This is a genomic window from Paenibacillus sp. V4I5 (assembly GCF_030817255.1).
Lineage (GTDB): Bacteria > Bacillota > Bacilli > Paenibacillales > NBRC-103111 > Paenibacillus_E.
Map to the genome: position 1 here is coordinate 2585717 of NZ_JAUSZB010000002.1, position 19065 is coordinate 2604781.

19 protein-coding genes and 1 pseudogene are annotated in these 19065 nt (G+C 43.0%); 6 read left to right on the forward strand and 14 right to left on the reverse strand.

What is annotated here, in order from left to right; translation table 11 throughout:
* Nucleotides 1-74: 74 nt before the first annotated feature.
* From QFZ78_RS13625 to QFZ78_RS13640, 4 genes are all read left to right on the forward strand, one after another.
* A complete protein-coding gene (locus QFZ78_RS13625) occupies nt 75-521 on the forward strand; it encodes a flavodoxin (RefSeq protein WP_307548221.1) in 447 nt (148 codons plus the stop codon).
* A 21-nt stretch (nt 522-542) separates the two neighbouring features.
* Nucleotides 543-1253, forward strand: a complete 711-nt coding sequence (locus QFZ78_RS13630) for a hypothetical protein (protein WP_307548222.1) — start codon at nt 543-545, stop codon at nt 1251-1253.
* 17 nt (nt 1254-1270) lie between these two features.
* Nucleotides 1271-2104 carry a beta propeller repeat protein gene (locus QFZ78_RS13635; protein WP_307548224.1) on the forward strand — a complete coding sequence of 278 codons (834 nt, stop codon included), beginning with the start codon at nt 1271-1273 and terminating at the stop codon, nt 2102-2104.
* Nucleotides 2105-2242: 138 nt separating this feature from the next.
* A complete protein-coding gene (locus QFZ78_RS13640) occupies nt 2243-2839 on the forward strand; it encodes a hypothetical protein (RefSeq protein ID WP_307548226.1) in 597 nt (198 codons plus the stop codon).
* Between the two features lie 73 nt (nt 2840-2912).
* Here the strand turns inward: QFZ78_RS13640 and QFZ78_RS13645 are convergent, their stop codons facing one another.
* Both QFZ78_RS13645 and QFZ78_RS13650 read right to left on the reverse strand, forming a co-directional pair.
* Entirely contained in the window at nt 2913-3653 is a 741-nt protein-coding gene (locus tag QFZ78_RS13645; RefSeq protein WP_307548227.1) for a pseudouridine synthase, read from the reverse strand.
* Nucleotides 3654-3659: 6 nt separating this feature from the next.
* The gene (locus QFZ78_RS13650) at nt 3660-5168 is read right to left on the reverse strand and encodes an RsmB/NOP family class I SAM-dependent RNA methyltransferase (RefSeq protein WP_307548229.1); all 1509 of its coding nucleotides are present in this window, start codon (nt 5166-5168) and stop codon (nt 3660-3662) included.
* A 145-nt stretch (nt 5169-5313) separates the two neighbouring features.
* Here QFZ78_RS13650 and QFZ78_RS13655 point away from each other — a divergent pair, with 145 nt between their 5' ends.
* The gene (locus QFZ78_RS13655) at nt 5314-5823 is read left to right on the forward strand and encodes a thioredoxin family protein (protein WP_307548231.1); all 510 of its coding nucleotides are present in this window, start codon (nt 5314-5316) and stop codon (nt 5821-5823) included.
* A 51-nt stretch (nt 5824-5874) separates the two neighbouring features.
* On the opposite strand, the gene QFZ78_RS13660 is transcribed toward QFZ78_RS13655, so the two are convergent.
* The 12 genes and pseudogenes from QFZ78_RS13660 to QFZ78_RS13715 all read right to left on the reverse strand — a co-directional run bounded on the left by QFZ78_RS13660 (nt 5875) and on the right by QFZ78_RS13715 (nt 18433).
* Nucleotides 5875-6963, reverse strand: coding sequence for a GerAB/ArcD/ProY family transporter (locus QFZ78_RS13660; RefSeq protein WP_307548233.1), 1089 nt, complete (start codon nt 6961-6963; stop codon nt 5875-5877).
* 129 nt (nt 6964-7092) lie between these two features.
* Nucleotides 7093-8292: a Ger(x)C family spore germination protein gene (locus QFZ78_RS13665; protein ID WP_307548236.1), complete on the reverse strand. Its 1200-nt coding sequence runs from the start codon at nt 8290-8292 to the stop codon at nt 7093-7095.
* A 21-nt stretch (nt 8293-8313) separates the two neighbouring features.
* Nucleotides 8314-9840, reverse strand: coding sequence for a spore germination protein (locus QFZ78_RS13670; protein WP_307548238.1), 1527 nt, complete (start codon nt 9838-9840; stop codon nt 8314-8316).
* 253 nt (nt 9841-10093) lie between these two features.
* Nucleotides 10094-10261, reverse strand: coding sequence for a hypothetical protein (locus QFZ78_RS13675; protein WP_307548240.1), 168 nt, complete (start codon nt 10259-10261; stop codon nt 10094-10096).
* Nucleotides 10254-10682: a DUF309 domain-containing protein gene (locus tag QFZ78_RS13680; RefSeq protein WP_307548241.1), complete on the reverse strand. Its 429-nt coding sequence runs from the start codon at nt 10680-10682 to the stop codon at nt 10254-10256. The genes QFZ78_RS13675 and QFZ78_RS13680 overlap by 8 nt, the downstream gene beginning before the upstream one ends.
* 3 nt (nt 10683-10685) lie before the next feature.
* Nucleotides 10686-11484 (reverse strand): annotated as a pseudogene (gene yjbM, locus QFZ78_RS13685) (GTP diphosphokinase).
* 26 nt (nt 11485-11510) lie between these two features.
* Nucleotides 11511-12608: a quinone-dependent dihydroorotate dehydrogenase gene (locus QFZ78_RS13690; protein WP_307548243.1), complete on the reverse strand. Its 1098-nt coding sequence runs from the start codon at nt 12606-12608 to the stop codon at nt 11511-11513.
* A gap of 154 nt (nt 12609-12762) precedes the next feature.
* On the reverse strand, nt 12763-13596 hold the full coding sequence (locus tag QFZ78_RS13695) for a PRD domain-containing protein (protein ID WP_307548245.1): 834 nt from the start codon (nt 13594-13596) through the stop codon (nt 12763-12765).
* A 17-nt stretch (nt 13597-13613) separates the two neighbouring features.
* Nucleotides 13614-15062, reverse strand: coding sequence for a PTS transporter subunit EIIC (locus QFZ78_RS13700; protein WP_307548247.1), 1449 nt, complete (start codon nt 15060-15062; stop codon nt 13614-13616).
* Between the two features lie 141 nt (nt 15063-15203).
* Nucleotides 15204-16043, reverse strand: a complete 840-nt coding sequence (locus tag QFZ78_RS13705) for a carbohydrate ABC transporter permease (protein WP_307548249.1) — start codon at nt 16041-16043, stop codon at nt 15204-15206.
* 42 nt (nt 16044-16085) lie between these two features.
* Nucleotides 16086-16991: a carbohydrate ABC transporter permease gene (locus tag QFZ78_RS13710; protein WP_307548251.1), complete on the reverse strand. Its 906-nt coding sequence runs from the start codon at nt 16989-16991 to the stop codon at nt 16086-16088.
* An 86-nt stretch (nt 16992-17077) separates the two neighbouring features.
* Nucleotides 17078-18433 (reverse strand): ABC transporter substrate-binding protein, encoded by a 1356-nt coding sequence (locus tag QFZ78_RS13715; protein WP_307548253.1) that lies wholly within the window; start codon nt 18431-18433, stop codon nt 17078-17080.
* Nucleotides 18434-18802: 369 nt separating this feature from the next.
* Between QFZ78_RS13715 and QFZ78_RS13720 the strand changes: the two genes are divergently transcribed.
* Nucleotides 18803-18937, forward strand: coding sequence for a hypothetical protein (locus QFZ78_RS13720; RefSeq protein ID WP_281366891.1), 135 nt, complete (start codon nt 18803-18805; stop codon nt 18935-18937).
* Nucleotides 18938-19065: the final 128 nt, after the last annotated feature.

A 19065-nucleotide genomic window follows, 5' to 3' on the forward strand; every position in this document is an offset into this window, starting at 1 on the left:
GACATTATTTGTTTTACAAACCGGAGAACTTCGTAAGCAGGAATATGACATCATAACAATTAGGGGGAATTAGGATGAGTAGAATCATTATAGTTTTTGCAAGTATGACAGGTAATACGGAAGAGATGGCAGATGCGATTGCAGAAGGATTGATAGAGGTAGGCATTGAGCCTGTTGTAAAGAACGTAATCGATACGAACGCTGAGGAGATTACCCACTATGACGGTATCCTACTTGGCAGTTACACATGGGGAGACGGAGATTTAGCAGACGACTTTCTCGACTTTTACGAAGAGATGGATGACATTCAGTTAGATGGGAAAAAGGCGGCAGTATTCGGATCATGTGATTCTTCCTATTCCGAGTATGGAGCAGCCGTTGATACATTAGTGACGAAACTGAAGGACCTAGGAGCGGAAGTAACTCTGGATGGCTTAAAGATTGAACTGTCTCCTTCAAAGGATGACAAAGCACTATGCCGACAATTCGGCAAACAGTTCGTGCAATCGTTGGGCGTATAGTCCACTAATTATAAATTTACAATGAACATACAAACTGAGTATAAGGTTGCATCACTGCCGCTACTTGCCGATTACCAACTCGAGAGTTGGATACGTGCTTACTTTTCCGAACATGGTCACACATCTCCCCAAGACTTGGATTGGAAGCAATTAACCCAATATGCAGCGTATCACGCTATTAACGAGTGGTATTCCCTGTATCCTAAATCTAGAACTAAGCAAACACTGACCGAATTGTTTGATCGACGATGGACCAATAAAGTACATAAGTTCCTTTCGTCAGAGTTTTATGAAGATGTCAAACACATTGTGACCGCTCATCTGTATGGTTTCCTATCAGATACTGGTAGCTCGGAAAACCCCCTTATACTGTTCGAAAATATGAATGTTTGGGTCAAAGAGCTTGACATTAGTCTATCGATGATCGTTCAGGTCATGGAATCATTCAAGAGTTCATTCGTTATCCATAAATATATGATAGATCCGTGTCAAGCGGCGATGGAACTATTCGTCCATATGACAGTCGTATTCTGCTATAAGGCATTCGGTCAGCTTCCAGAACATCTGAGTATCTTTCAGTTGATGAGTGGCGAACGTCATACCATATCTACACTGGACTGCGATCTGAGTAAATCGATGGATTATCTTCGACTTGTAAAAGAGGTCTATAACGAAAGCCGCACTTGTTCGTGCTGCGCCACCACATCCAGTACCGGACGAACTATCATGTAAATAGTAGGAGGAGCTTCATGGATTCAAATCAATTATGGCACTCAACCTATGATATGCTGCCGCTCGGCTTCTCAACATTAGCCGCTTCAGATGATGGGATTTTATTTGCTGGTACATTGGGTTCAGGCGTGTATCAATTCTCCGCCCTTCGCTCCTGGGAACGCGTTTCCCAGGGTTTCCCTGAAGGAATCCTGATCCATCGACTTGATTGGGTAGATGCACAATTATTCGCGTCTACAAACCATGGGCTGTATCGATTGGATGATGATGTTTGGCAAGCAACGTCATTACGTGCCCCCTGCTATCATACACTAAGTTGGGGAGATCAGTTAGCATTAACGGATAGTGGATTGATGTGTAGAGGTAATGGGAAATGGCTGCCATTCGCTTATCCTGAGAAGAAAACATTCGATCTAATGGTCACGCCGCATTTTCTTTTTCTTGGCTACGAAGAAGGTATCGCCTACTATGATGTGTTTATGAGCGAATGGTGGAGTGTCTCCATGGATCAGCCGATTAAGAGCTTGGCAGTATACAATCAGATGGTTTTGGGAACAACAGCCAAAGGTGGTTTGGTACTGGGGAATAAAAATGGCGGTTTTCAACAAATACAGTTTGAAGGTATATTCATCTATCGCTTGGTAGCCAATAACGGAGATGTCTACGCGTGCGCGAACTCAGGTATTTATAAAATATCTGATTTAAAGGGGCGCATTATTCTTCGCTCTATGAACATACAAGCGGCTGTGACGGACCTCGTAATATCGAACAATATCATGTTTATTTCCACGCTGAACTCTGGTATACGGTATAGTACGTTGAATAGATCTGGTTTTCAAAGCAATTTGTAATTCCAATAGTATAGGGCCTGTGGCTGCTTGTTTCTTATTTGAAACGGCAGATCATAGGCTCTTTTTGCCATAACGATTGTCATATGTGTGCTAGATTTAGAATAAGTAGTAATAGAGAAGAAAAGGAGGACCGCTTGTATGCTAACTTTAAAATCATGGACTAGTTTTTTTAACAAGGAAACACCTGAATTGTATGAAACCGTTAAAGTCCGTGCACCTCGCGATTTTTTTAACCGGGCAGAAGTTTTTATTGAGGATATCCAATACACAACAAATCAAGAACTGCTTGGTATGAATATAACGTTCCTCGTAAAACTATTATTTGATAATTTTCTTGATCACGTACGCCAAGATAAAGATTTGTATGATTACTTGTTGGATTTGAGAGAAACCTACAGTCATTTTTTAACCACGAATCCTAACGTTGTAGGTAACAATCTGCGAGATATCAATAGAGTTGCGAAGTTTCAATGGAGTTTGTCTAACGTGTCTAGTTTGGCCAGTACAAGAGATTATTTGACCCTTAATATAGACATCCATCCAAAAGAAGTCAACCGAATAGCCGTATTTTTCGATGATTGGGATTGTAAGTATGAGATTCCTTTAGGTATGGACCTGAATGAGCTTTTGTCGTTACTCTTTATTGAATTCATCACAGAACTAAGGAACGGACTTGCTGAGGAGACCAAAAAGGAGATTATTGCATCCATCTTAAAGAAATGGGAAGAGCGTTAGCAAGATCCAAAATAAAACACGCACAATCTGTTTCGTACAATCCCGTGACTGTGCGTGTGATTCGTTATTAACTTTAAGTGGCATTCTGCAAAGCAAGAAGTTCATCTTTACTCAACTCTCTCGCCTGACCCAATTCTAAACTTGGATCTAAGGCAAGTGGCCCCATCGAAATTCGTTTCAAGTATACGACTTTTTTGCCTACGGCTTGAAACATTCGTTTCACTTGATGGAATTTGCCTTCCATGATCGTTAGTTCGATTTCCGAAGGCTCATCTTCAGACTCTTTGCCGGTCTTTAAAATTTTTAAAATACCAGGAAGTGTTTCATAACCATCGTCCAAAGTAACGCCTTGGGAAAATGCTTCGCGGTCTGATTCGCTTACCTCCCACTCCACTTTCGCGAAGTAGGTTTTGGGTACATGTTTACGTGGAGAAAGAAGATTGTGGGCCAATTTCCCATCGTTCGTTAGCAAAAGAAAGCCTTCTGTATCCTTGTCCAGGCGTCCAACAGGGAAAACCTCGAATGGTGCATAGGCCTTATCCAAAAGGTCCACAACCGTGCGGTCACGATTGTCTTCTGTGGCAGAGACGACCCCCTGCGGTTTATTCATCATGAGGTAAACGAATTCACGGTACATCACCGGTTCACCGTTTACAGTGATGATATCGGTATCGGGATTCACCTGCATACCGCTGTCTTTGACTTTCACACCGTTGACGAAAATCGCGCCTTCTTTAGCCAGGCGTTTGAGTTCAGAGCGTGTGCCGATGCCTACATGGGCGAGTATTTTATCGAGCCTTTGTGTTTGTTTCATGACCGCTTAGGTCCACCTCCAGCCGGGCGGGTATTCGTTCTTCAGCATCCCGTCATGCCATTTGCCCCAGCCGACGGGATGCCCTTCAATGCAGACCAGGCAGTAGCCTTTGGCTGCCTTGGTCACTTCCGGGTCGCGGATGATCTCGCTCTCCGCGACTTCGAGCGTCTCGCCCTTCAGGTACCGAAGGGCTCGCTCGTCGCTCGAAGCCAAGCTCAGCGCTCGCTTGGCTTCGAGCATGCGCAGTCCCATGGCTAGCGCATGGGACGGTTCGAATCGGCCGCGGTGCAGCGCGCCGATGTACCAGCCCGGCCGCACGACTTTCAGTCCGTGCAGCTCGGGCAAACCTGCCGGCGACGCATACGCGTGCTCGCCGTAACACACGAGCCGCTCTAGTGCGAAGGGCTCGCTGCGCAGCAGCTCGCCCGAGAACGCCTCCAGCGGCTCCAAGCTCACAGCCGCGCGAGTCGACGTCTCCGCGCGCCCCTTCCGCAGCGCCTCACGGCTGCTGCGCTTCCCCGCTACTGATGCCGACATAACGTCGGCTTCAAAAGATTCTACGACAGCTTCCACATCCGAATCCCGCCGAAGCACAGCAACAAAATGCCCCTCACCCCGCAACCGATGCGGCCAAAGCCGAGCAGTCCCAGCCACCGCCTCCCGAGCGCGGTCAGAAAACTCCCCCTCACACCAAGGCAACCGCAGCCAATCCGGCCTTCCAGCACCAAACCCCTCTACCGGAACCACATCAAACGCCGAATGCTTGTCCAAAAACTCTGCGATCTGCGCTTCATTCTCCTCCGGTGAAAACGTGCAGGTCGAATAAACAATCAGTCCACCGGGCGCAAGCATTTGGGCAGCCTGACCCAGCAGTTCTCTCTGCATGCTAGCAAATTCCTGAACAGAATGACGCTCCCACTGCTGCATCATCTCTTCTTCTTTGCGGAACATCCCTTCACCCGAACAAGGCGCATCTATTAATATTTTATCAAAATAGCCATGGAAGGCCTTTAACATCCGCTCCGGCTTCTCATTCAAAACGATCGCGTTTCTAACACCCAAAAGCTCAAGGTTTTTCACTAGTGCCTTCACACGATCAGAATGAATGTCATTAACAACAAGAACCCCTTCGCCTTGAAGCTTAGCGGCTATTTGCGTTGACTTCCCGCCAGGTGCGGCACATAAATCGAGTACACGCTCCCCTGGGCGTACTTGCAGCAATTCTACAGGAGCCATTGCGCTTGGCTCTTGAATATAGTAAAGCCCAGCATGATAATAGGGATGCTTACCCGGGCGTTCACCTTCTTCATAATAAAACCCCTCGGAAACCCAAGGCACCGCTCTCAGCGCAAATGGACTTTTCGCCAAAAAATCCGCCTTTTCCACCTTTACTGTGTTCACCCTTAATCCAAACGTTCTCGGTTGGTCATACGATTCCAGAAATTGCTCAAATTCATTTTCACCCAATAAATCAATCATCTTTTCTCTAAAAAGAGCAGGCAGCTGCTTCGTCATCCGGACATCTTCTCTTTCATCTTTTAATATCGGTATTATATCTAACTTGTCACCAAACAGCCAATTATTTTCAAAATACCAACAGGATATGCTATACTTTTTATAGAAGGTAGTAGAAAGTAAACATTATAAAGAGGTGCATACATTGAAGAAGCTGCTTATTTATCTAGGCATTGTTCTTGTTTTATTTGGAGGCTTATATTTCGTTAATCAGCAGTCTACCAAATCTTCGGACAAAGCTAATGCAGGCAATCCATATGGCGTTGCCGCATCCAAATTAAATCCGGAAACAGTGAAACAATTAACGGATCCGAACTACCAGAACCTCATTCTACCGAAGGATTTGGATCAAAGACTGAAGAACAAAGAAACATTTTTCCAATATTATTACGCTTCGACCTGTCCACATTGTAAAGTAACGACCCCTGTTCTTGTTCCGATACAAAAAGAGCTTGGTATTGATGTTAAACAGTTCAACTTGGAGGAATTCAAGGATGGCTGGCAGAAATATAAAATCGAATCCACACCTACACTTGTCTACTACAAAAATGGTGTAGAAGTCGAGCGAATTGTGGGCGGAGTTCCTGAGCCAGGCTCAAACGGTGGTAACACGCCAGAAACTTTCAAAGCCTTTTTCCAAAAGTATAAAGGTTAATCCTACGATAAAAGCAGCGGAGATTCCGCTGCTTTTTCTATTCACCTAACGTTATCGTGTTTTTCGAAAAATAGCCATAACGAGTAATAACAGAGGGATGACAAACCCGAATGTCCCTGAATAGAAGACCCATATTTTAGACGCAAATTGAATGAAATAAGCCGTGTTAGGGTAAGCAATGACCGAAAGAACGACTAATATCATGCCCAAAGGTAGATAAAGCTGCCGAACATCCCTCAGATTAAATATTTCACCGAAAGTCATTGTGGCCGCATAGAAGCATATGGAAAGCTTGAAGTAAATGGTAATAAACCAGATCCCTGCCATGAAGACCTCTAGACGTTCAAGGATAGAACCAATACTAATTTTTTTGGCTAAACTATAGCTCGGATACATTAGAACTGCCGTTAAAGCATCTCCCATTACAAGAATGGATAAGAGCGATATGATACTTAATAAACTTCCGCCAATGGAAACCCCGACTAGGAATGATCTCCTCAGTTTTTTCGTTGAATTCACGAAAGGAATAATCATTAAGAAGACAACAAGCTCCAAGTATGGAGTTCCAATAAGTGGAACCGCTGCACGTACGATAGGTTTCAATCCATAGCCAAAAATAGGCTTCAAGCAGTCAATTTGCATTTCGGTGGGGAGTAGAACGCACATAAGGAAGAAGAATATTAATACCCATGGCAGGAAAATTTCCGAAGTTCGAGTGAATGTCTCCAACCCATTTCGAATACCAAGAATGATGACGCCTAAGAAGAAGATATGTGTGAATGGCAGTGGCGTGTCCACTAAAACCTGTGCTGAGATAAAATCCCCAAGATTGCGAAGAACGAGTGCCGCCAGAATGAAAAAAAAGAAAAAATAAAGTAAGGACACCGTTTTTCCCATCCACTTCCCCATAAGTTCCTCACTATAAGCAACCAATGTTTGTTGGGGGAATCGTTTTCCAAGCGCTTGATACAGGATAACTAGCAATAAACCGACAAGTAGACCCAGAATAGAGGCAATCCATGCATCCTGCTTAGCCTCATAAGCAAGTCCCGAGGGAGCTATGAGAATAGAGCTGCCAATTGTAAACAGGATAGTTAGTATGGTAAATTGATGGACGCCAATTTTTCCTTTCTCGATCATAGGACACACCTCTACTTTAGGATACCAAAAACGAAATCACTGACAGGCTTATAGAAGAAGGTAATCAAGTCAAGTGGGTTAGGTGTTTGGAAGCAATGATCATGTTCAAGAGAATTGTTAGCATTCGAATCAATCCTCCCCTGAACGCTCGATAATCGAATTATTCGTTGTTCCCAAACCACGAATATGAACATCGGTATCGATGTTCACTTTCAACTTGGAGAATTCGTTCTCCCAATCCGATTTTACTTTCAACCAGGTCTTGGGGGAGACATCTTCTATGGCTTCACCAAAGCCGAAAATATCAGCTTTGTTCTGTTTGGCCTTTTTAATTGCAGAAGTCATAATCTGTTTTAGCTTAGTTTCAGTGATTTGTTCTAGTTCATGAATGGTGTTAGGATCCAACAAATCGATCTGGCATTGAACTTCACTTATATTTTCCTCCACGAATAAACTTATGTTAATTTCTGGATTGCCGTTTACAATTTGACCTTTAACCTTTGTATTTGTTCGGTTGACCTCAATGGATAATGTTTCGCCTTGGGGACAGTTGAGATGCCCCATCGTACTTTTAACGTTTCCCATGATGTAGTTAAATCCTTTACTTTCTTCTTCGTTAAGCCAGTCTACAAGCTTATCTTTCTTAAATAGAGCTATTCCTGAATACTCCAAATAAGAAGGAGGCGTAGTCTTTGATAAATTAGATTCCGACATTCCTTTCTGCTTATCTCCTTGAATCCGAATTCCAGTCAGTACAGAATTTTTTGTAGGTGTAGCAAGGTTGGAAATAAACCGATCCAGTTCAACGCTAATGGTTGGTGCCCACGCTCTCTCAGACGACTCTAGTGTTTTAAACATTTTATTAGCTGGAATTCTTTCTATTGGGGTCAAAATTTTAAGAATACTGGCAGCCGTCGTGTCTCTGGCAACAATTATAAAGAAATCTGATCGGACTTCATGATCTCTTGCGAGGCCATCCATCACCTTGGAAATACCTTCCCGTGCAAGTTCTTCGCCAATCACGAGGATACGTAAATGAGAAGCAAATATTTTCCGAGGGCTTAATGTCGTCAACTTTCTAACTGCTTCTAACGTTGAAACCCCCGTCGCTGAAATGGTTGTAATTGAAGTACTATAGCCACTCCCTTTTTTAGCTGCTACTTCGCTCGGAATCACTATCTGTGCTGTAACTAGATAATCTTTTCCACTTTTATCTATTCCTACACCAACCGTTATGGCCAGATCATTTAATTCATGTCGATCCCAACAACCGGAGAGCACGGCGCTAAATAAGATAAGTGTACAAAGAATACGACCTAATCTTTTCATCTGGCATAGCCCTCCTCCCTTTTACTTCCGTGTTGGTTTCGTTGTTGGGGTATTATTTTCCCGAATGTTATTTTTTTGACTGATGAAACGTGGTCTAGAGAATAGTCCCCATTGAGGGAATCTAAGAATGGTATCTTTCTGGTCATCAAGGACAAAAGGTGCCATAGGAGCCATATACGGCACACCGAAGGAGCGCAAGCTGCATAAATGTTGGACCATCGCGATTAAGCCAACGGTGATTCCGAATAAACCAAACGTTGCGGCAAAAATCATCAGAATAAACCGTATAATGCGTATGGAAATGCCCATGCTAAAAGCCGGGATTACAAAGTTGGAAATAGCCGTAATGGCAACGACAATTACCATTGCCGGTGAAACTAACCCTGCATCGACAGCACCCTGCCCAATAACCAAGGCACCTACGATAGAAACAGCTTGGCCTACTGTCTTGGGGAGACGGACACCAGCTTCACGCAGGATTTCGAAGGTAACTTCCATAAGAAGTGCCTCAACAAAAGCCGGAAAAGGTATGCCTTCTCGCTGGGCGGCTAAGTTAAACAGAAGCGAGCTGGGCAATAGCACTTGATGAAATGTTGTTATGGCGATATAGAACGAAGGTGCCATCAAAGAAATAAAGAAGCACATATATCGCAATATGCGAATAAGTGTGGCAAATTCAGCCCGTTGGTAATAATCTTCAGCGGATTGGAAAAACTGGGTGAACAGTGCGGGCGCCTCAAGCACGAAGGGAGTTCCATCTACTAGGATGGCCACGCGACCCTCAAGCAGTCCTGACGCAATGACATCGGGTCGCTCTGTATTGTACAGAGTTGGAAAAAACGTTAAGGTTTCATCCTGAATAAGTTCCTCGATATTGCCACTTTCCAGAATCCCATCAATATCGATTCGTACAAGCCGGAGACGTATCTCTTCAACAATTTTGTCATTTACGATTCCATTTATGTACATGATAGACACTGTGGTTTGAGTGACTCTGCCAATCGCCATGGTTTCTAACCATAAATTGGGGCTCTTTATTCGTTTGCGAATGAGGGATATATTCGTGCCGATCGATTCCGTGAATCCATCACGAGGCCCTCTTACGACGGATTGCGTTGAAGGCTCTTCCACAGAACGCATATCTCCGCCAGCCGTATTCACAGAAAGTGCAAGTGCATAGCCATCGATTAGAATAACAGTCTCACCAGATAACATATTCTGGCACAATACTTGAAAATCTTCGATCGTTTTGACTTCTCCACAGGCATGAATGCTGTTCCTAATCAAATCTGTTGAATCATATAAACCGGTATTTATAGCTTCGATGAGCTGGGCTGTTCCTGTAAGTAGAGCATTCGTCACTTCTTGAAAAAATGATTTATTAACTAATTGATCTAAGTATACGTAGCCAATCTTATTGTTATTTTCGGTATCCAAGCACAATTCGCCGATTACAATATCGGAGCTATGTCCAAAAATCATTTTGATTTGAGCGATGTTCAGTGCAATATCAAGATAAAGGCTTTGCTGCAAATCGGGTTGCTCCATTGGCTCCCGCTCCTGTGAAAGGGGGGGAGTTGATTTCTTTCTGTTAAATAGTTGATGTAGCGTTTTCGTCCAAGATTTCAAGAGCTCGCCACCACCAAATTCATAGGAATAACTATAACTATGTCTTATGGAAAAGTTTTCCCACTTCCCGTCATTTTATGTATGAAAGGCCGGGCAACTCACTCCACACAAAAAAAGGACTTCTACCACCGCAAGGTGGGAAGTCCTTTCTCTATTTCAACCCCTCAAAAACTCAACTACTTGCACTGGTATATTGGCGTAAAGCAATCTTCCATAACGCCCTCGTCAATCCGAAACAAACCATTGCAATCCCAACACTCCAAATGACTTGCCATCCACTGATTCGAGGCTCTCGCTCATGTACTTGATAATATTTGCTCAGCTGTCGAACCTCAATCATGGCCTTCCTCCTCTTCCTGCCCAGGAGGGTGCAGCTTCAATTTCGCAAGAAGTTCACTCAGTTCATCATCTAGGATGTGAATGTTAAGGTCATAAGGAGCGAATGGTTCTTCCTTTATACGCAACAGCTTTGTTAAGTACTCCCCACTATCTCGGACCAATCTTTCCAAATCAATGCCGAGCGTATGTGCAGGGTATGGCGCTAGCTTATCAAGTCCTGCGCTAAAGAGTTTGATAGAACCGCTTACGTTTCCATTGGCATGATGATAAAGGCCCACTGCAACCTGCAGTAGACCTTGGTATAAGGGACTTCGGCCTTCCTCCAGCCAAAGCTCCTCCATCACTTCATGACATTCGAAATAGTCTCGCTGATCATTGAAATAGTATAAGTAAGCCACATATAAACGATCGTAGGAACTCATAGATCAGTTACTGTCTCCTTTTTTCGCTCTAGCGATTGCAGCCTCAATATCGGACGACAGATCACTCAAACCTTCTTCTGTCTCCCATATTTCGTTAAATCTCAGCTGAAATTGACGCGGCTTCCCGAACTCTATGATAGAAATAAAGCTCCTGAATGTTATTGAGTACGATATTTACCAAATTCGAGTTATCCTCAAACATCTTCTGAGACGCAACAATCTCACCACGAATGCTGGACATTTCCTGATCCAACAGATAAGCAGCCTCGGCTGCTTTACTAAGGCGTGCTCTAACCTCAGATGGCAATTGTTCTTTATATTTATAATTCAAAGAATGCTCGATCGTCGCCCAGAAATTCATAGCGAGCGTCCGAATTTGCACCTCAGCTAATATTCGTTTCATACCTAAAGCGGTTTGAACGGGATATTCAATAATAATATGAAAACTGCGATAGCCACTCGGTTTCTTATTCGCAATATAATCTTTTTCGTAGACTACATTCATATCCTGTCTGCTGCGAATCAGCTCGGCCAAGCGATCAATGTCTTCTACAAACTGACACATAATCCGAATCCCAGCGATATCCTCGATACCGGACTCTAATTGATCCATCGGGACACTCAAGCGCTTCGCTTTCTCTAGTACACTTGATATCTTTTTGACACGTCCCGTTACGAATTCAATAGGTGCATACTCTTCTCTACTCTTGAGTTCGCCACGCAGTGTCTTAAATTTTACTTTTAGCTCCTCCACCGCTTGTTCGTAAGGCAGGAGAAATTTCTTCCAATCTCGTCCATCCATCCTTTTATCCTCCATTCTGAATGAAGTCAGTGCTGATCTGCGCCGATTGCCTGGGAAATATGTGTATATCCGTCTCTCCTCAGCAAATCTTGAAGACCTTTATTCAAGCTTGTAAGCATCCCGGGTCCTTCATAAATAAAGCCCGTATACACTTCAACTAAGCTTGCTCCTGCCCGAATTTTGTCATAGGCATCTTGCGCAGTAAATATCCCCCCGGAACCAATGATCGGCAGCTTGCCTTCCGTCAGTTGATAGACACGTCTAATAACCTCCGTTGTTCGCTGAGTTAGAGGCTTTCCGCTAAGTCCGCCTGCTTGCTCGCGATTAGGGTGTACCAGTCCTTGTCTGCTGAGTGTTGTGTTCGTGGCGATAATCCCAGAAATACCGCTATCCTTAATCGTATGCACGGTTAATTCAAGTTCTTCATCCGAAAGATCCGGCGCAATTTTAACCAAAACAGGTTTACCTGAATGACCATTCTTTTTCTCTTGAAGCTGCATTTCCGTTGTCACTGCATCAAGCAATCGCTTCAAATCGTTCCCATGCTGTAAATTACGCAAATCCGGTGTATTTGGTGAGCTAATATTCACAACAAAGAAATCACCATATGTATATAACTCCCGAATACATGCTCGATAATCCTCTTCGGCCTGTTCATTCGGTGTCGTCTTATTTTTACCTATGTTAATAGCAACAGGTATGTCACGTTTACCTGTCTTCATCAGGTTTTTTGCCATTATGTCAGTACCTACATTATTAAAGCCCATTCGGTTGATAAGCGCCTTGTCTTCCGGAAGACGAAATAGCCGCGGCAGCTCATTGCCCGGTTGTGGCTTTGGTGTAATTGTGCCTACTTCCATGAAACCAAAGCCTAGTTGTGAGAATCCCTTAACAGCCTTGGCATTTTTATCTAAACCAGCTGCCAGACCTATTGGATTTGCGAATTGTAGTCCCCATAATTGTTGGGCCAAGAGGTGTGAAGAGGGCACTCCATACATGGATTTCAGTAATTGCTTCCCACCTGGCAAGCTCCCTAAAGCACTTAGCCCGTCAATCGTAAGATGATGCGCCTTCTCCGGATCCATTCGGAACAAGATTGGTTTTCCTAACTTCTTATACAGCATGTCCTATGCACTCCGTTCTCTAATGACTCTAACAGTCAGTTTAGCTGACAACGTGCAAATATGCAATCCACTGAAAGGCATTTCACCTCTATTTCAAACAAAAAATCCCTGCTCCATGAAGGTTGCAAGGGAATCCAGATTAGCTATTAACAACCTACGCTTCTGTTCGTTGAAGCAGTCGTTCCAGATGCATCGTCAAGTAACCCGTTTCATCGTCAGGCACTTCTAATTGAAGAGAATCACTTAGCATGAGAGATAATACCTTCGCCTTCACATAGGTGTCTCCATACTCCTCTTTAATCTTTTCAAGCAGCGAGTTCTGGAGTGTCTTTCTTTGTTTAACCCGTTCAATGACACCTTTCAAATGACTAATGAACCGCAGCGTTGAGAAGGAATCATCGAAATTAAAGCCCAATTCTTTGGCAGACTCGATCGTTTGCGAGACTACTCTAACTACCGCTAAGGAATCAGAAGCTTGCTCTTTTTTACGTGCGCCATTGAAATGCATGGCCAAGAAGGCAACCTCATCTTCCGGCAATTTCACATCCAAATGATCATTGAGGAAATCTACGGACTTCTTGGCTACTTTGTATTCCTCAGGATACATATACCCAATTTCATAAGCGAATGGATTCGTGATGAAAATACCGCGCTTTTGCCGTTCGACAGCAAAGTTAATATGATCGACCAGCGAGGCGTGAATCGTTTCGGAGAAGTCGCCTTCCAGCACGCTCTGCGCATAAGCGATGACTTCCTCCGTAATCCCGATAATTTTCAAATCAACCGCATTCAGAATTTGTTCGTAGTTTTTAAGAACTTCAGATGTATGCAGGAGAAATTCTTGTGTGATTTCGCCTTCGCTAATGAGCATTCCTGGCGTTTTTTTGAATCCAATTCCTTTACCAAAAGCAATTGAATTTTTCCCTGATGTCAAATGTGCCATCACCACATTATGGGACAGTACATGAATGATCGTCCGTTCAATCATAAGACACCTCCGCGTTCTTAGGCTTGTCCTGATTTGTCTTTTTGCTGGTGAAGCAAGGGTTTAATACTTTCTCTAATTTGTTCCGATTCCGTACCAAAAACAACGTGTACGTTTCCTTTACCAAGTCTGATAACCCCAATAGCACCAAGGTCTTTAAGCTCACTGTCCATAATTAAATTTTCTTCACTCACTAGGAGGCGTAGCCGTGTAATGCAAGCATCGATCGAAATAATGTTAGAAGGTCCGCCAATATGCCTTAGAATGCTGGCTGGACGGTCTTCTTTCTTTTCTTCGATGGCCTCCAGGGCTTCTTCTGCTTCAAGCTGAACAGCTTCGTCCTGACTGGGCACTTTGAATGAAAAAAAATGAAGATAGGTCCGAAATACAACATAATAAAGGAAGAAGTACCCTATCCCAACAAGGACAATCCAATAAGGATTCGTAGATTGATGCCAGCTAAGAACGAAATCAATAAATCCGGCTGAGAAACCGAATCCCATTTTAACCTGAAGCATTTTCATTATCACCATGGAAAAGCCAGTTAAGACGGCATGTATCAGATATAAGCCTGGTGCTAAGAACATGAAGGCAAATTCAATTGGCTCTGTTATGCCTGTTAAGAAGCTTGTTAATGCAGCACTAAGCATCACTGGAACAACAAACTGACGTTTAGAAGATGAGCTTCTAATTAAAGCTACGGCTGCAGCAGGAAGCCCAAACATAATCACGGGATAAAAACCTGTCATGAATAGTCCCGCTTCTGGATCTCCAGCGAAAAATCGTGAGATATCGCCATGCACCAATTTACCCGTTGGTGTGACATAATCTCCGATTTGAAACCAAGCTATATTATTAATAATATGATGCAAACCCGTTGGGATTAGTAGCCGGTTCATCATTCCGTAGATGAACACGCCAATGTTCCCATTATCAACGATCCATAACCCGATAACACTTATGCCCCTTTGAACTGGAGGCCAAATGAAACCCATCAACACTCCTAGGAAAACCATGACCAAAGATGTAATTAACGGAACGAATCGCTTGCCTCCGAAAAATCCGAGTGCCTTGGGCAGCCGGGTATTTTGGAACCTGTTAAAGAACATGGCAGATAGCATGCCAACGAGCATACCGCCTAGAACACCCATATCCAGCCGTTCCACAGAGTCAGTCCCCACTTGAAAATGTTTCAAGACATTGTCGAACACTAAATAGCCAACTGCAGCAGCAAGTGCTGCTATCCCGTCTCCAGACGTTAGTCCAATGGCTATTCCAATTGCAAATATGAATGGCAAATTATCAAAAATCGCACTTCCGCCTAACTCAAATATCTGAGCCACTTGCATAAGAAATGGATCACTAAACGTCATTTTTCCAATACGTAAAAGAATGGATGCCGCCGGCAGCACCGCAATCGGAATCATCAATGAACGTCCTATTTTCTGCAATATATACATAGCTCTCATGTCAGTTCACCTATAAAAGCCTACAAGTTTGGCCGTTTCTTGTTTGCTCTTGCCTATCCCAATTATAGTAGAAAGAACACCCTCCCGAAAGGATAAAATCCTCTAGGATAAGGTGTTTTTTCTATGCAACCAATTATACAGTTATTTCACGGCACCTGCAGTAATGCCACTAGCGATTTGACGTTGAAAGATCATATATACAATCAACGTTGGAAGTGTCGTTATTAGCAGGCCTGCGAATAACGGTCCCCACTCAACTCGATACTGCATCTCTGCCTGCATAACAGCAAGACCGATTGGAAGCGTGTACTTGGTTGGTTCATTGGTCAAGACAACCCCTAGAAAGTACTCGTTCCAGTTATTCAGCATATTTGTAATCATCACCGTGATTAGACCCGGTTGAGACAATGGCAGCATAACACGGAAGAACGTACCGTAATGGGAGGTCCCGTCAATAATTGCCGCCTCTTCAATTTCTTTTGGCAGCGATTTGTAGAACCCTACAAGCAAGAAAATTCCAAAAGGAAGATTGAGTGCCGCATAGACCAGAATTAATCCTAACCATGTATTGATTAAGTGCAAATCATTCAATAAGAAGAACAATGGAATCAGTGCTAGCGCGAACGGTATCATCATGGACGAGATGTAGATTGTAAAGAGGATTTTGTTCCCTTTAAAATCATACCTAGCTAGGATATAGGCTGTCATTGCGGCAAGAATCATCCCCAGAAGGGTACTTCCAACCGTCACAACAATGGAGTTCAAGAAATAAGTGCTAAAATTATATTTGCTCCAAACATAGGAGAAATTTGACCAAAGCAGCGGGAATTTAGGCAATGCCCACGGGGCATTTAAGAAAAATTGCTCATTATTTTTGAGCGCATCCAGCAGTGTCCAAATCAATGGATACAGGACGGCGACGCTCCAGATAAGAAGAATGATCCAGACAAACATTTTGGCTAACGGGTTTTTAATGATCATACGATGGTTCCCCCTCCTTCAGTATCATTTTCTAGGATGACCTTAATGCATTTCGATTGTTTCTTGGCGCATGATACGCTGCAGAACAAGGGTAGTAATCAGTGAAACGATTAGGATCATGACACCGATGGCTGCTCCATAACCGAAATGATATTGTTGAAAAGCCATCCGATACAGATAAGATCCCATAACTTGGGTCGTATTATCAGGCTGTCCGCCGTTTGTCATTAATTGAACAATGACGAATGATCCATTGAGTGTTGTAATGACAATGTTAACAATGGAAACCTTAATTTGCTCCCAGATGAGCGGCATGGTAATGTGGCGGAATTGCGACCATTGACCAGCTCCGTCTATATTAGCTGCTTCGTAGTAGGAAGCAGGAATATTCACGATTGCAGCAATCATCAAGATCATATAGAAGCCGATACCAGCCCAAATCGTAGGGGGTAATAGCATCCAGATCGTATGCTGTGGAAATCCTAACCAAGTAATATCGACTTTATTTCCTGTGAATAGTGACAAGAACGCATTCAGGAATCCAATTTGTGGATTGTAGATGAAGTTCCAGAGCACACCAATAACAACAACGGAGATCACATTCGGGATAAAAAATATGGCACGGAAGAAGCCAGAGCCTCTCAGCTTGAAACGAGTTAAAGCAACAGCGAAGAACGTCGCCAGAATCATAATGCCAATGACTTTACCTACGACTAAAAAATAATCATTCCCGATGGCTCTAAGTACAATCGAATCCTTAAATAATTCGACGAAATTATCAAACCCAATAAACGTGCTATTCTCTGACATTCCTGACCAATCATAGAATGACTTCTGCAAAGCCTGTATAACAGGGTAGATCGTAAACACACAGAAGAAAAGAAAAGTCGGAATGATGAATGAAGCGATGAACAAATTCCGTTTCCACATTTTCGAGTTGGTCTTCATTCTATCCTCACCGTCCTATCATTAAAATGGCGGAGAACTCCTAAGGCTAATGCCTTCCTAGTTCTCCGCACTGCTTCATTCAGTTCCTATTTCTTTTGTTTCGCTACGACATCAGATACACGTTTTACCCACTCTTCTGGGGTAATTGTACCAATCGTTAAAGCCACTGATGCATCTTGCATCGCTTTGTCAACGTCAGCCGCGAAGGAGACTGTTGGCACTACAACTGTTTCAGGAGATGACAAGAATTTCGCCGCATCTTTAACGAAGTTAGGTGCTTTGGAGGAAGAGATGTCACCTTTTATGTTAGAAGGAGCACCGCTCAACTCCGCCCACTGGGAAGCTTGTGTTTTAGAGAATACGAATTGCATAAACGCTTTTGCTGCATCTTTGTTTTTCGCTTTTTTCGCAATTGCAAAAGTTGAAGTGGACGTATTAGCTACAACTTTTCCACCTTTATCTTGTGTGATGGAAGGAATGAATCCGAAATCAAAGGAAGCTGGAACGTCCTTGGCCATTTCGTTTGGCAGCCATAGACCGTTCGGGATGAAAGCATCTTTGTGCTGCAGGAATAAGGATTGGGAATCCGTGTGGTTGATTTGTACGGATGCTTTATCGATGTAACCTTTGTCACGAAGCTGAACGATTTTATTAAGACCTTTAATGATAGCTGGGTTTTTCCAAGCTTCTAGATTATTAGTAGACATGTCTTGCAGTAATTTGTAGTCATTGTTGTTTGCAGACACGATTGCTGGAAGCAATACGCTGCCGTTGATGTAGTATGGATATTTACCCGTGTGGATGAAAGGATTAATTCCAGCACCTTTAATTTTCTCACTGACCGCTAAGAATTCTTCGAAATCTTTTGGCTCTGCCCAACCTTTATCTTTGAACAGTGCTTTATCGTAGAAAATACCCCATGAGCTCATTACGAAAGGAATGTTGTAGATTTTGCCAACAAACTCTTGGGGTTTCTGAGCAAGCAAATCAATGATTTTATCACCGTCAACGTTTTTAGCATCTTTGATCCAATCCGTTAAATCTTCAAGCTGTCCGTCTGTAACCATTTGGCGATCGAACAATTCAGGTCCGTCGATATATACGAAATCAGGTGGGTTACCAGCGATCCAACGGGGTTTCATTTGTTCGTTGATTTTTGGTCCCGCACTTTCTTTAATTTTCAGATCAGGGTTTGCTGCTTGGAATTCAGCAATAACTTTTTTCCACCATTTGTCGCCATAACCGCCAACAAAGTACTGGATTTCAAAATCACCGGTTAATTTTTTTGGGCCAGCAGCTGTTGGAGCCGCTGAAGCTGCTGTCGTAGGCGCCGCCGATGCAGCTGGTTTCGTTGTTTCAACTGGTGTTGATTTACCACAGCCTGCTGCTACAAGTACCATGGACGCAGCCAAGCCCATTGTTGACCATTTTTTCATATTCATGTGTTCATCTTCTCCCTTTTTTAATAAGTCTGATGGTATTTTATGAAGTAGCGTAGTCCTAAATTTAACTTGCCTAGTAGTTTGCGCTACCAACCCCCTTCAGGTTTCATCATTTTTGGCAAAAATAAAAAGGGCATAGTTATAGAAGAAGACTTACATTCTTCAATAACTAATGCCCTTACGGTAACATGTTATTAAAACTGACATATTCAATTGATATTCGTGTTTCGTGTGATTAAATCTTACAATAAAATGACATGGTCGTCAATACTTGATTAAAATTCATTTATACATTCATATTCTATGAACGACCCTACTTATGCTATGATAGAACCATATTCTTTAATCCCTAAGGAAAAGGTGATTCCTATGTCCAAACGTAAACCGATCATGTCCAATCGTAGAGCCAAAGAAGAAGTTAATAAGAAAGCGATCATTTGGACAGGATCCATTTTGCTTGTTGTCATCATTACTATGACGTTACTGATCATTTTGGACAAATGATTAAGAAATAAGTGATTGAAATCATCACATTTTGAATTGTAATCGCTTTCTACATGGTTGTCAAGAGTAAAACTTGGAACGCTAGTACAACATGACAAAAACCGTCCGAAGTATATTCAGACGGTTTT

Coding starts and splice junctions, on each gene's coding strand:
- QFZ78_RS13625 (WP_307548221.1), top strand. CDS start 75: ATGAGTAGAATCATTATAGTTTTTGCAAGTATGACAGGTAATACGGAA.
- QFZ78_RS13630 (WP_307548222.1), top strand. CDS start 543: ATGAACATACAAACTGAGTATAAGGTTGCATCACTGCCGCTACTTGCC.
- QFZ78_RS13635 (WP_307548224.1), top strand. CDS start 1,271: ATGGATTCAAATCAATTATGGCACTCAACCTATGATATGCTGCCGCTC.
- QFZ78_RS13640 (WP_307548226.1), top strand. CDS start 2,243: ATGCTAACTTTAAAATCATGGACTAGTTTTTTTAACAAGGAAACACCT.
- QFZ78_RS13645 (WP_307548227.1), bottom strand. CDS start 3,653: ATGAAACAAACACAAAGGCTCGATAAAATACTCGCCCATGTAGGCATC.
- QFZ78_RS13650 (WP_307548229.1), bottom strand. CDS start 5,168: ATGACGAAGCAGCTGCCTGCTCTTTTTAGAGAAAAGATGATTGATTTA.
- QFZ78_RS13660 (WP_307548233.1), bottom strand. CDS start 6,963: ATGATCGAGAAAGGAAAAATTGGCGTCCATCAATTTACCATACTAACT.
- QFZ78_RS13665 (WP_307548236.1), bottom strand. CDS start 8,292: ATGAAAAGATTAGGTCGTATTCTTTGTACACTTATCTTATTTAGCGCC.
- QFZ78_RS13670 (WP_307548238.1), bottom strand. CDS start 9,840: ATGGAGCAACCCGATTTGCAGCAAAGCCTTTATCTTGATATTGCACTG.
- QFZ78_RS13675 (WP_307548240.1), bottom strand. CDS start 10,261: ATGATTGAGGTTCGACAGCTGAGCAAATATTATCAAGTACATGAGCGA.
- QFZ78_RS13680 (WP_307548241.1), bottom strand. CDS start 10,682: ATGAGTTCCTACGATCGTTTATATGTGGCTTACTTATACTATTTCAAT.
- QFZ78_RS13690 (WP_307548243.1), bottom strand. CDS start 12,608: ATGCTGTATAAGAAGTTAGGAAAACCAATCTTGTTCCGAATGGATCCG.
- QFZ78_RS13695 (WP_307548245.1), bottom strand. CDS start 13,596: ATGATTGAACGGACGATCATTCATGTACTGTCCCATAATGTGGTGATG.
- QFZ78_RS13700 (WP_307548247.1), bottom strand. CDS start 15,062: ATGAGAGCTATGTATATATTGCAGAAAATAGGACGTTCATTGATGATT.
- QFZ78_RS13705 (WP_307548249.1), bottom strand. CDS start 16,043: ATGATCATTAAAAACCCGTTAGCCAAAATGTTTGTCTGGATCATTCTT.
- QFZ78_RS13710 (WP_307548251.1), bottom strand. CDS start 16,991: ATGAAGACCAACTCGAAAATGTGGAAACGGAATTTGTTCATCGCTTCA.
- QFZ78_RS13715 (WP_307548253.1), bottom strand. CDS start 18,433: ATGAATATGAAAAAATGGTCAACAATGGGCTTGGCTGCGTCCATGGTA.
- QFZ78_RS13720 (WP_281366891.1), top strand. CDS start 18,803: ATGTCCAAACGTAAACCGATCATGTCCAATCGTAGAGCCAAAGAAGAA.